This window comes from Actinomadura fibrosa (genome assembly GCF_900659615.1).
Taxonomy (GTDB): domain Bacteria; phylum Actinomycetota; class Actinomycetes; order Streptosporangiales; family Streptosporangiaceae; genus Spirillospora; species Spirillospora fibrosa.
On the sequence record NZ_CAACUY010000256.1, the window covers coordinates 1 to 11,639 of the forward strand.

Genomic DNA, 11,639 nt, shown 5'->3' on the forward strand with positions numbered 1-11,639 from the left:
CGCGTGGCGAGCGCCGCCCGCGTGGCGAGCGCCGCCCGCCTGGTGAGCGCTGCCCGCGTGGCGAGCGTCGTGCGCGTGGCGAGCGCCGTCCGCTCTGCGCCCGCGTGAGTAGCGCCGTCCGCGCGGCTGGGGCGTCCGACGGCGATCCGGTCAGGCAGCGATCCCGTCCTCACCTCGGGGTATTGTCCCGCCGGCGGGACGTGGTGTGGAGCACGGCGGTGCGGGCTCGCTCGGCTGCGCCTGCGGCTACCGCGCCGTCCGGGGGCGGTTCGCCGTCGCGCAGCCGCTGCCAGATCGCGGCGAAGTCCTCGGTGAACGCGGCGTCGCTGCGCCGGCTCCGCCAGGCCACGTGCGGGGACACCCGCACCTGGGGGAGGGTCCGCAGGACGTGGCCGGGCGGGAGCGGCTCGGGGTCGGTGACGTCCAGCGTCGCGTGCATCCGGCCTTCCGCGCACAGCGTCGCCAGCGTCCGCTGGCACACGATCTGCGCGCGGCTGACGTTGACCAGGTGGAGGCCGGGGCGGGCGCGCGCGAGGACGGCCGGGCCGAACAGGCCGCGGGTCCCGGCGTTCAGCGGCAGGGCAATGACCAGGTGGTCAGCATCGAGGACCGCCGCGGGCGACGTCGTGTGCGCGATCCGTCCCCGGGACGGCCTGGGGGTCCGGCTGAGCGCCAGGACGGACGCGCCCAGGGCGGCCGACACCTCGGCCACCCGGCGGCCGACCTCGCCGTAGCCGGCGACGCCGACGCGCGCGCCCCACAGCCCGGCGTCCGCGGCGACCGGGCGGCCGTTCCAGGGCGACCCGTCGCGCCACTGGTGGGTGAGCATCGCCCCGAGCGCGTACTCGGCGAGCGGTGCCGCGTAGCACCGCCAGCTCCGGGTCAGCAGCCGGTCGCCGGGCCAGCGCGGCACGTCCACGAAGTCCGTTCCGGCCGACGTCAGGTGCACCCAGGACCAGTCCGCCGCCCCGAGCACGGCGGCGAGGTCGTCCGGGAGCCCGCCGTTGCCCATCTCGTGCGGGGCCACGAGCAGGACGTCGCCCGCCCGCGGCCCGTCCCGCCAGTCCGCCGGCGCGGGGCCGTCCGGCCCCAGGTCCGCCGCGAGCCGCGTGCGCGCCTCCCCGGCCAGGTGCCGGGGAAGCGCGACGCGCAGCGCTGCGTCAGCGAGCGTCACGCCGGTACCAGTCCCGGCCGACGACCATGTCCGTGACGCCCTGGGACTCGCAGTACTCGATCAGGTGCGACATCCGGTTGATGAATCCGTGCCCGTTGAAGTTGAGGCTCGTGTTGCACAGGACGCCGGTCCCGGTCCGCCGCGCGAACGCCGACAGCAGCGCGTGCTGGGCCGGGTTGCCCTCGGCGGAGACGGTCTGGACCCGCGCCGAGCCGTCCACGTGCGTCACCGCCTTGAGCCGCGGGTCCCGCACCCGCCGGAAATAGAGCATGTGCGGGTCCTCGAAGTCGCCGTCGAAGGCGTCCGCCAGGTCCTCCACCCGGGCGCACGGCGCGATCGGCCGGTACGGCTCGCGCCGCTTGATGTCGTTCAGCAGGTCGTGCGTCTCCCGGCGGAACGGCTCGGCGAGCAGCGACCGGTTGCCGAGCGCCCGGGGCCCGATCTCCCACCGCCCCTGGACCCACGCCACCACCGTGCCGCGGCTGATCTCGTCCGCCAGCGCGTCCTCGTCCAGCGGGCGGTGCCGCCAGCGCGCGGCGTCGGGCACCGCGTCGCGGACGAACTCCAGGCCCCGGTACACGTCCCAGTCGATGTACGGGTCGCCGGTGGCGGCGGCGTAGGCGTCGATGGCCGTGCCGAGGGCGGAGCCGGAGTCGTTGGTGCACGGCGGCACGAACACCTCGGAGAAGTGGCCGAGGTCGCGCCACGCCGCGTTCCAGTCGCAGTTGAGCCCGCAGCCGCCGGAGATCCGCAGCGGGATCCCCTCCGGCAGGTGCTTGGTCGCGGCCTCCGCGAACACGCCGAACAGCCGCTCGGTCAGCACGGCCGCGGCGGTCTTGGCGAGCTCGGACTCCACCCCGCAGTTGTAGAGCGGCGAGTCCTGGAACTCGGACTTCGGGACGGGGAAGAGGTTGTCGAGCTTCAGCAGCCGCTCGACGACCTGCGTCACGGCCGGGTCGTCGCTCGCCGGGTCCCCGAACGCCGCGAGCGCCATCAGCTTCCCGCTGTCGTTCAGCCGGACGAACCCGCCGGTGAACGTCGGGTCGCAGATCGCGAACAGGGCGGCGAAGCGGGCGCCCGGCTGCTGGAGCACGGGGACGGTCCGCACGACCCGGTGCCGGTCGTCCAGCAGGTAGAACGAGCCCGTGATCCCCTCCCAGACCAGCACGGCCTGGAGCGGGTGGTCGCCGCGCGGCGCCATCCCGATCGCGCCGAAGATGTGCGACCGCTCGTGCGAGGAGGAGAAGTAGCGGACCGGCTTGCCGAAGAACGAGCTGTCCCGGGTGACGACCGCGTCGGTCCCGAAGTACCCGGCGCCGAACGTGCCGCGGACGTGCAGGGCCGACTTCCCGGCGTCGAGCTTGGAGTTCCAGCCGCCGACCGCGACGACGTCCGGCAGCTCGCCGAGGTGGTCGGCGAGCTCCAGCAGCGTGACGGGCGTCAGGGTGGAGTAGCGGGCGAAGGAGTCCTTCTCCGACTCCAGGGACATCACCAGGCGGCCGTCGGCGACGGCGGCGACCGCCCCGTCGTGGCCGGGCTTGAACGCTATGACGAGCATGATATGGCTTCACCTCCGCCCGTCCGCGCGCATGCGGACGCTCACCTCGGCCAGCATGGCGGCGGCGGCGCGGACCTCCTCGGGCGCGCGTGCGAGCGCGACCCGGACGTCGCGTCCGCCGTCGGTGTTGCGGGCCCAGTGGAACGCCTCGCACGGCAGGACGTGCACGTTGTGTTCGACTAGCCGGTCGTAGAAGTCGGTCGCGCTGCCGATCGACTCGGGGAGTTCGAGCTGCGCCACGCTGATGCGCGAGTCGGGCTCCTTCAGCACCAGGCCGGTGGAGTCGATGGTCTCGGCGAGGGTCCGGCGGTTCTCGGCGAGGAGCCGGGCGAGCTCGGCGTAGCCGCCGTCGACCGCGTCGTGCGCGAGCCGCGTGATGAGCAGCAGGACGACCGGCGAGACCGACAGCAGCACGTCGTCGAACGCCTCGGCGAGCTCCAGCCGGGTCCCCTCGCCCCAGGCGAGGAAGCCGGCCTTGAGCTCCTGCATCGGCCAGAGCTTGCCGGTGTCCTCGATGACGACCCATTCGGCGCCGCTGTCCTCCAGGATCCGGTAGGTGTCGTACTGGGCCCGGGTGTCCTGGCCGCGGAAGCAGGTGTCCATCGCGAGGACCCGCCCGGTCCCGGCGCACCAGGCGGCGAGCCGGGCGAGCGGCTCGGCGCCGAGCACCCACCCGGTCGGGTTGTTGGGGGTGGTGACGAAGACCGCGCCGACCTCGGGCGGCAGCTCGCCGAGGCCCTCCTCGAAGCGGTGCTCGGGGACCGGGACCAGGTGCAGCCTCCGGGCGCGGAGCAGGTCGGGGATGTTGTCGAAGGTGGGGTGGACGAGCGCCACCGAGCCGGTCCGCTCCGCCAGCGCCCGCGCGGTGATGTCCATCGCCACCGAGGACGAGTAGCAGGTCACCAGCCGTCCGGTGCCCACGGGCGCGGCGTGTTGGCCGAGGCCGTGCAGGAACGAGCGGTGCGCCTCCTCCTCGATCTCGTGGAACGGGCGCTTGGCCGCCTGGTCGAACAGGTCGCCGAGCTCGGCGACGATCGCGCGCTGGCCGCGGGTGAGCGGCATGCGCGGATGCCCGTCGGAGACGTTGAGCCCGTGGGCGATCGCCCGGTTCTCCAGGGTGGTGAGCTTGCGCGCCGTCATGTGAGCGACCCCGTGTGCGTCGTCGCGGCGGCGTCCGGGCGTCGGACGGCCGCGACCTGGCCGAGCAGCTCGAACGCGACGACGCTCGCCAGGTGGCTGGTGATGTGGGAGTGGTCGTAGGGCGGTGACACCTCGACGATGTCGATGCCGCGGTAGTCCAGCGGGCCGAGGGCCCGCAGCAGCTCCAGCGTGCGGTGGGAGTCGGGTCCGCCGACCTCGGGGGTGCCGGTGCCGGGCGCGTACGCCGGATCGACGAAGTCGATGTCGAACGACAGCATCACGGGACGGTCCCCGACCCGGGCCCGGACCCGCCGGCCGAACTCCTCGGGGTCCATGCGGGCGAGCTCCCGCCACCGGATCACCTCGTAGCCGAGGGCCTCGGCCGATCCGACGTCCTCGGGGTGCACGGAGCCGCGCATCCCCGCCTGAACGCTGCGGGACGGGTCCACGACGCCCTCCTCGACCCCCCGGCGGAACATCGTCCCGTGGAAGTGCTTGACGCCGTAGTAGTCGTCGAGCACGTCGCCGTGCGCGTCGAAGTGGACGACCGACACGGGCCCGTGCACGGCGGCGAGGGCCCGCATCTCGGCCATGACCAGGCTGTGGTCGCCGCCGAGCAGCAGGGGGAGGACGCCGCGCTCGTAGAACGGCCGCAGGTGCGCCTCCAGGCGTTCGAGGGTCAGGTCGTGGTAGCCCGGCACGACCGGGGCGTCCCCGGCGTCGATCATCGACAGCCGCGTGACGTCCACGCCCGTCTCGGGGTTGTGGTCGCGCAGGAGGATGCTGGCCGACCGGATCGCCTCGGGGCCGAACCGGGCACCGGAGCGGTACCCGACGGCCGAGTCGGTGGGGACGCCCACGACCGCGACGTCGATGCGGCCGGTCGCCGTCATCGGGTCGGCGATGTAGGGCAGGCGCATGAACGTGCGCGGGCCGGACGCGAACCGCGGGCGCCGCATGCTGTCGTCGGGACGGTAGTGCTCCGTCATGCGGCCCGCCGCCGCAGCAGCCAGCCGACCTCCATGCCGGTGGAGTCCATGGCCGGGTCGGTGAGCGAGGACGCGGCGATCTCCAGCCCGCAGTCGGCGAACAGCGCCTCCCACCACTCGCGCGTCTCCAGCCGCTGCTCGGTGAAGGGGTGCATCAGGTAGTAGGCGGCGTAGTAGTTCTGCGCCAGCGGATGCTTCATCGCCGCCTCGTCGGACGACTGGAGGTCGATGTCGACGATGACGAGGTCCAGGTCCGGCGCGGCCTCGAAGAGCTGGGTGAGCAGCCGCCGCACGCCGTCCTCGCCCTCCTGCCCCAGGACCTCGTGGATCACGAAGGCGAGGACCGCCAGGTCGGGCCGATCGGTGGCGGAGGCCAGCCATTCCAGGGCGCCGGCCTGCTCGACGCGGACCCGGTCGGCGGTGGGCTGGGCGGCGACCCACTCGCGCGCGGCGTCCACGGCCGCGGCGTCCGGCTCGATGCCGACGGCGCGCATCTCCGGGTAGTCGCGGCACAGCTCGGTGAGGTAGACGCCGCTGCCGCAGCCGAGGTCCACCAGCAGCCGGTAGTCGCGGCCGCCGCCGGCGAGCAGCTTGCGGACCAGCGGGATCGAGTCGTGCATGCTGATGCCGCAGCTGCCGCTCCCGACGAAGCGCCCCACGCGCGGCACCGGCGGGGAGCCCTCGCCCAGGTGGTCGCCCAGCCCGAGGAACGTGATCCCGTAGCCGCCGATCATCATCTCGTACCAGGGGCGCGCCTCACCGTAGCGCTCCCCGAGCGCGGTGAGCGTCAGCCTCCCTCCGGAGTCGCGCGCGACCACCTGGGCGGCCACCAGGTAGTCGACGAGCGCGGCGACGCGCGCCCGGTCCAGGCCGCCCCGCGAGGCCACCAGGTCCGCCAGCGTCGTGCCGCGCCGGAAGTCCTCGTCCAGCCCGTGCCGGTGCATCGAGAAGATGATGGAACTGAGTACGAACCCCTTGAACGGCTCCAGTGCGTCGATCAGAACCTTTTCCTGGATCGGCATGCGCGGTCTCCTTGCGGGTGGGGGAGTGGGTCAGGGTCCGGCGGTGATTCCGGTGAGCGGCCCGCTCGTCGCGGAAACGGCGCCTCGCGCCGCGCCGTAGATGTCGAGGAACTTCCCGGCGAAGGCGTCGGGCGGCCCGACGAAGACGCGCTCGTACAGCGCCTGCCGCGCGCCGAACCGGTCGAGGGCGAGATCGGCGGCCACGCGCAGCAGCCGGGCGTGCTCGGCCGCGCCGACGTCCGCGCGGGCGAAGTACTCGGAGTAGAACGCGTGCGCCGGCGAGGAGGGCGGGTCGTCGGCGGGCGACGGATGCATGATCAGCCCGCTCGACCCGATGGCCTGCACGATCTCCACGGCCCGCGGATAGAGCCGGGAGTTGAGCATCGCGGCGCAGGCGAGCGGCGTCGGCTCGCAGGTCCAGTGGCCGCTCGCGCCCTTGCGCGCCCCGGCCTCCGCGGCGGTCACCAGCGACCGCAGCGTCTCGGCGATCCCGGCGAGCTCGCCCAGCAGCGCCCGCGTGGGCGGTGCTCCGCGCCGGCCGGACGCCCGCGCGCAGCGGTCGGCGACCGCCCAGAGGAACTCGGCCTTGACGAAGGCGCGCACCGAGGACTGGTGCCAGGCGTAGGACGTCATCTCGGTGCCGTCGCGCAGCCCGTTGGCGCGCTCGCGGTCCCCGGCGACGAAGACGCGGTGCCACGGCACGCGCACGTCGTCGAAGACGCACAGCGCGTCCATCTCGTCGTAGCGGCGCGCCAGCGGGCCGCCGCCCGCCAGCGAGGGCCGGCAGTACAGCGTCAGGCCCGGCGTGGCCACCGGCACCGCGAAGCTGACGGCCAGGTCCGACTCGTCCTCGCCGAGCGGCCGGTAGGGGTAGATCAGCAGCTCGTCGGCGAAGGGCGCCAGCGTGGCGAGCATCTTGGCGCCCCGCACGACCAGCCCGTCCGCCTCCTCGCGTACGATCCGCAGCGTCCCGGCCAGGCCGTCGCCCCGGCCCGCCGGCGGGTCGCTGATCGCGTGGGTCAGGATCCGGCACGCGTCCCTGCTCTCCCGCCAGTAGTCCCGGACGTTCCCGGCGAAGCGTCCGAAGTGGTCGGCGGCGCCCGCCCAGGCGGTCACGATGGTCGCGAGGAAGTCGGGGCTGCGCCCGAGGAGGCCGCCGCTGCGCCGCGCGACGGTCTCGAACGCCCGCCCGCGCGCGACGACGCCCTCCGCGCTGTCGGCCAGCGAGTAGGCGAGCGCCAGGCAGCCGTCCGCCTCGGGCGCGCCCCCGGCACCGTGCGCGCCACCGTGTGCGCCACCGTGCGCGCCGCTCCCGGCGTGCGCGTCGATCAGCTCGGCGAGCTCGCCCGCCATTCCGGCGGTGGCCTCGTCGGTGGCGACATCGCGCACGAAACGGCCGTCCACCACGACGCGCCGCCCGTCGTCGAGCCCGCTCAGATAGTGACTTCCCGTGCGTGCGGAAGGAATAGCGCCGGATGTGCTCGACACGATGGAGGACTCTCCATTCCTGGTCGATCCGTAGGGCCGGAATGCCGTCGCCGCAGCCTAACAAGAGAAATGCTCGATACGCCCGGCCCGCGGCGCCGCGCCCGGCCATTAGCCGCGGAAGGGGTCATCTATTTGTCCCGCCGGCGAGACGCGGCGACGGCGAACTCTTTCGCGGCGCCGAGAAAAGGAAATAATGTTCGGCTCGCGTTCTCCGCGCGCGGGAGAAGCGACGTTTCCGAGAATTGCGGAGAACGGGGCGGACGGCACGCCCGCCCCGCGCTGACCCCGCGATGGGCAGGGCGGCGTCGCCTGCGCGCCCGGGGCGGCGCCTACCCGCCCGGGGCGGCCTCGCTTACGCGTCCGGGGCGGCCTTGTCTACGCGTCCGGGGCGGCGTCCCGGAGCCGCACCGAGGCGACCGAATGGTCGTCGTTCTTGGTCACCAGCAGGTCGGCGAGGTCCCTGGACGGGACGATGTGCTCCCGCGCGTTGACCACGTTGACCTCGTCCCAGACCTGCGCCGCCATCGCGCGCGACTCGTCCAGGGTCAGGGGCCACGGAGGAGCCGAGGTGTCTTGCATGCGCTCGGTGATCGACTCCATGACGCGGGCCAGGTACCACGAGTACACCGGCTCGGGGGCCGCGTCCAGGTACAGGGTCAGGTCGAAGGGCCCGGCGGCTCCGGGCGCGGGGGCCTGCCGCATCAGGGTCGCGACGTAGACGCCCTCCACGAGCACGATGTCGGGGTCGCGGATGTGCCGCGCCGCGCCGGGCACGATGTCGTACTGCCGGTGGGAGTACACCGGGACGCTCACCTCGCGGGCGCCGCGCCGCAGTTCGTCCAGGACGGCGGCGGCCCTGCCCGCGTCGTAGGTCTCGGGGAAGCCCTTGCGCTCCAGGACGCCGCGCTCCTGGAGCTCCCGGTTCGGGAGCAGGAACCCGTCGGTGTCGACGATCTCCACCCGGGGCGGGGCGGCGCCGCATCGCAGCAGCCGGGCCAGGATGCGGGCGGTGGCGCTCTTGCCGACGGCGACACCGCCCGCGATCCCCACGACGAACGGGCGGCGCGACCCGGCGGCCGACCGGGCGAGGCGGCGGGCGACCGGCACGTACGTCGCGGCGACGCCCGGCTCCACGCCCGCCACGTCCCCGGCGGCGGCCAGCTCCGCCGCGGTCGGCGCGGCATCGGTCGTCATCTCGGTCGGCCGCCGTGGAGCCGTCACTGTGCCGATGCCCTCCGTTCCCGCCCTTCCGGGCGGCTCCGTGCTCACGGGTAGTGCGTCACCAGGTCAGGGTAGAGCCGGACCATTTCGGTGGCGAGGAAGCGTGCGGGCACGTCGTGAAAAGCGCCGTGCACCTGGACGTAGCTGAGGAAGCGCTGCCCGGTGTTGTCGTACTGCTGGAGCATCGCGTCCGACTCGCCGTCGAATTCCAGCGGGGGGACGTTGGCGCGCCGGCACAGGGCGCTGTCGAAGATGGGGGTGACCTTGGTCCAGCGTCCGTGGAGGTGCACTTCGACGTAGCCGTGCCAGGCGAAGACGTCGGTGCCCATGGCCTGGCGGAGGCGCCGGTTGCTGAGGTGGTTGCGGACGTCGGCGAAGGCCGGGCGGGCGGCGAGGCCGGAGGCGCGGCACAGCGCGGTGTAGACGGCGGACTTGCCGACGCAGTAGCCGTAACCGGCGTCCAGGACGCTGCTGGCGCGGTAGGTGGTGAGCTCGCGGAAGTAGTCGGCGGTGCTCTGCGCGCCGGATCCGCGCCGGCCGGACGGGAAGCCGTAGCGGATGTCGTCGCGGACCGCGTAGTAGAACGCCCGCGCCTTCTCGGCGGGGCCGGCGTTGGGGCTGACGATGGCCTCGGCGGCGGCGCGGATCGCGGGGTGGTCGCTGTCGACGTACTCCGCGGCCGACCGGTACACCCGGGTGCCGTCCACCACCGGGTCGCCGTCGCGCCTCCGGTCGCGGCCGGTCACGGTGTCGCTGTCGGTTCTCACGAGGTTCTCCTCACCTCTGCTCGCCGGTCGCGCCGGAGGGTGCCCGGCGTCCGGAACCAGGTGGCCGCCCGTGCGGACTCGAGATCGTCGAGCAGCGCCGGCAGGCCGGTGTTCCACAGCAGTAGCGATGCCCCGACCACGGCCTCGCGCTCCGGGTGCCCGTCGCGGCCGGCCCGGGTCAGCACCAGCCGGTGCGCGTCCGGCAGCGGGGGAAGGGCCGCGAGCCGCTCGCCCGCCCGGACCGGCACCCACAGCCAGGCGGCCAGCGCGCCGCCCGAGTCCGGCGGCGGGACGCCGAGCCCGGCCTGCAACCGCAGGTTGGCCACTTCGAGGTTCGTGCCGGCGTGCACCCGGGCCATCTCCGCGAGCAGCGCGCCCGGCGCCCGCGCGGCGGTCTCCAGCACGACCGGCTCGCCGGAGGCGGTGAGGACGAACTCGGTGTGCGCGACGAAGGCGCCCTCCGCGCCGAGGGCGGCGACCACGCGGCGGCTGAGGTCCCGGGCCGGCGCCGTCAGCCGGTGCGAGCCGGGCACGGTGTAGCCCCCGTAGCGCACACCGTCCTGGAGGCCGAGCAGCGGGCCGAGGTAGGTGCCCGCCTGGACGTGCTCGACCCGCCCGTCGCGGACCAGCGCGTTGACGTGGTGGAGGGTCCCGGCGACGTGCTCCTCGGCCTGCCAGCCGGGCTCGCCGTCGTGCGCGGCCAGCCAGCCCTCCAGCGCGGCCGCCGAGCCGAGGATCTCGACGCCGCGCGAGTTCGCCTCGCGGCACGGCTTGACCACCGCGGGCAGCCCCACGGCGCGGACCACCTCCGCGCGCACGTCCGGAGCGTCCCGCACCACCGTGGTGAACGCGTGGAACCGGGGGACCCGCACGCCCGCCTCGCGGAGGCGCCGCTTCATGACGACCTTGTCGAGGTACCGCACCGGGTCCGCCGGATGGCGCCGCGCCAGGCCGAGGGCGGCCCGCAGCCGCGCGCACGCCTCGACGCAGTACTCGTCGTTCGTGACGATCTCCAGCGGGCCCCGCGCCGCCATCCGGCGCAGCGCGCCCTCCCAGCCGTCCCGCCGCGTCACGACGACCTCGGGCCTCGGGCCGGGCGCGTCCTCGCGGAAGGCCGGCCCGGCGTCGCCGTCCCGCAGCACCACGACGTCGTGCCGGTCGCCTGGGAACGCCTCGCGCAGGTCGGTGGTCAGCGGCTGCCGCGACTGGAGCACGGCCACCGTCCGCACGCCGCCGCGCCGCGCGTCCCCGCCGGCGCCGGGCGGCGGGCCACCGCGGTCTCGCATCTCGCTCCCGGGCACGCCCCGATCACTCGCCCTCGATCCGCAGGACGGCGCAGGACCAGCTGAACCCCGCTCCGATGCCGAGCAGCGCCACCGCCTGGCCCGGCGCGACGCCGCCCTGGACGCGCAGCCGGTGCAGCCCGGCGATCTGGTCCCCGGCGCCCAGGTGCCCGACCGTGCGGCCCCAGCTCCACTGGGTCGCCTCGACCGGCACCTCCAGGGGATCGAGGTAGTAGGTGCGCAGCTCGCGGAGCCCGATGTTGGGCAGCACCCAGTGGTCGATCTCCTTCTTGCGCAGCCCGGCCTCGTCCAGCGCCTGTGTGACGGCCGCCGTGCCGCCGGCCGAGAACTTGGCGGCCGTCTCCTCCAGGTCGTGCTTGGCCAGGTACTCGCGCTTGCGCTGGCGGAACGACGGCGTGGCCTCCGGTTCCTGCCGGCCGACGTAGACGGCGTCGCCGCGGTGCAGCTCCTCCAGCGAGGAGTCGCTGTAGGTGGCCAGGCTGAGGAGCTTGGCGAAGCCGCGCTCGCGCGACACCACCAGCGCGGTCGCGCCGTCGCCCGGGATCAGGCCGTCGTCGAAGTGCCAGCGGCCGCCCACCAGGTCGCCGAACCGGTCGCCCGTGGCGATCAGCGCGGCGGACCCGCCCCGGGCCTCCAGGTAGGCGGTGGCGAGGTCGAGCGCCGCGAGGCCGCCGTTCGAGCGCTGGCCGACCTCGATCACCGGCGCGTGGTTGCCGACGGCGAACCGGTGGACGTAGGCGCCGGAGTGCCACCCGGCCAGGCCCTGCTGGCTGATGTACGCGTAGAGCGTCAGCGCGACGTCGGCGGGGTCGTGCGACGACGCCGCGACCGCCTCGCGCGCCGCCTCGGCCGCCATCTCCGCGGGGAACCCCTCGGTGCTGACCGCCGCCAACACCGCCGCCGCGTCCCTGGCGGTCGCCGAGGCCAAGGCGTACGCGCAAGAGGTCGCGGTGCAGATCGCCACGGACGTCCTGGA

Annotated in this window: 10 protein-coding genes; all 10 read right to left on the reverse strand. The window is 74.4% G+C overall.

The window, feature by feature from the left end; all coding sequences use genetic code 11:
* Positions 1–169: 169 nt before the first annotated feature.
* Positions 170–1,174, reverse strand: coding sequence for an NAD(P)-dependent oxidoreductase (locus E1300_RS41470; RefSeq protein ID WP_131762764.1), 1,005 nt, complete (start codon positions 1,172–1,174; stop codon positions 170–172).
* Positions 1,161–2,732 carry a carbamoyltransferase C-terminal domain-containing protein gene (locus E1300_RS41475; protein WP_131762765.1) on the reverse strand — a complete coding sequence of 524 codons (1,572 nt, stop codon included), beginning with the start codon at positions 2,730–2,732 and terminating at the stop codon, positions 1,161–1,163. Before E1300_RS41475 ends, E1300_RS41470 begins: the two co-directional genes overlap by 14 nt.
* A 9-nt stretch (positions 2,733–2,741) precedes the next feature.
* Complete coding sequence (locus tag E1300_RS41480) at positions 2,742–3,872, reverse strand: aminotransferase class I/II-fold pyridoxal phosphate-dependent enzyme (RefSeq protein ID WP_131762766.1); 1,131 nt, start codon at positions 3,870–3,872, stop codon at positions 2,742–2,744.
* Positions 3,869–4,861, reverse strand: coding sequence for an agmatinase (speB, locus tag E1300_RS41485; RefSeq protein WP_131762767.1), 993 nt, complete (start codon positions 4,859–4,861; stop codon positions 3,869–3,871). The genes E1300_RS41480 and speB overlap by 4 nt, the downstream gene beginning before the upstream one ends.
* A complete protein-coding gene (locus tag E1300_RS41490) occupies positions 4,858–5,883 on the reverse strand; it encodes a methyltransferase domain-containing protein (protein ID WP_131762768.1) in 1,026 nt (341 codons plus the stop codon). The genes speB and E1300_RS41490 overlap by 4 nt, the downstream gene beginning before the upstream one ends.
* Before the next feature lie 30 nt (positions 5,884–5,913).
* On the reverse strand, positions 5,914–7,371 hold the full coding sequence (locus E1300_RS41495; protein ID WP_131762769.1) for a 4-hydroxyphenylacetate 3-hydroxylase N-terminal domain-containing protein: 1,458 nt from the start codon (positions 7,369–7,371) through the stop codon (positions 5,914–5,916).
* Positions 7,372–7,746: 375 nt separating this feature from the next.
* The gene (locus E1300_RS41500) at positions 7,747–8,565 is read right to left on the reverse strand and encodes a type I pantothenate kinase (protein ID WP_131762770.1); all 819 of its coding nucleotides are present in this window, start codon (positions 8,563–8,565) and stop codon (positions 7,747–7,749) included.
* A gap of 71 nt (positions 8,566–8,636) precedes the next feature.
* Positions 8,637–9,359 (reverse strand): transglutaminase-like domain-containing protein, encoded by a 723-nt coding sequence (locus E1300_RS41505; RefSeq protein ID WP_207400255.1) that lies wholly within the window; start codon positions 9,357–9,359, stop codon positions 8,637–8,639.
* Positions 9,356–10,645, reverse strand: a complete 1,290-nt coding sequence (locus tag E1300_RS41510) for an ATP-grasp domain-containing protein (RefSeq protein ID WP_131762771.1) — start codon at positions 10,643–10,645, stop codon at positions 9,356–9,358. The genes E1300_RS41505 and E1300_RS41510 overlap by 4 nt, the downstream gene beginning before the upstream one ends.
* A 22-nt stretch (positions 10,646–10,667) precedes the next feature.
* Complete coding sequence (locus E1300_RS41515) at positions 10,668–11,555, reverse strand: ketoacyl-ACP synthase III family protein (RefSeq protein WP_131762772.1); 888 nt, start codon at positions 11,553–11,555, stop codon at positions 10,668–10,670.
* Between the last annotated feature and the right edge of the window lie 84 nt (positions 11,556–11,639).

What these genes read in the sequence shown, in the direction of transcription:
- E1300_RS41475 (WP_131762765.1), bottom strand. Translation starts at nt 2,732, where the DNA reads ATGCTCGTCATAGCGTTCAAGCCCGGCCACGACGGGGCGGTCGCCGCC.
- E1300_RS41480 (WP_131762766.1), bottom strand. Translation starts at nt 3,872, where the DNA reads ATGACGGCGCGCAAGCTCACCACCCTGGAGAACCGGGCGATCGCCCAC.
- speB (WP_131762767.1), bottom strand. Translation starts at nt 4,861, where the DNA reads ATGACGGAGCACTACCGTCCCGACGACAGCATGCGGCGCCCGCGGTTC.
- E1300_RS41490 (WP_131762768.1), bottom strand. Translation starts at nt 5,883, where the DNA reads ATGCCGATCCAGGAAAAGGTTCTGATCGACGCACTGGAGCCGTTCAAG.
- E1300_RS41500 (WP_131762770.1), bottom strand. Translation starts at nt 8,565, where the DNA reads ATGACGACCGATGCCGCGCCGACCGCGGCGGAGCTGGCCGCCGCCGGG.
- E1300_RS41510 (WP_131762771.1), bottom strand. Translation starts at nt 10,645, where the DNA reads ATGCGAGACCGCGGTGGCCCGCCGCCCGGCGCCGGCGGGGACGCGCGG.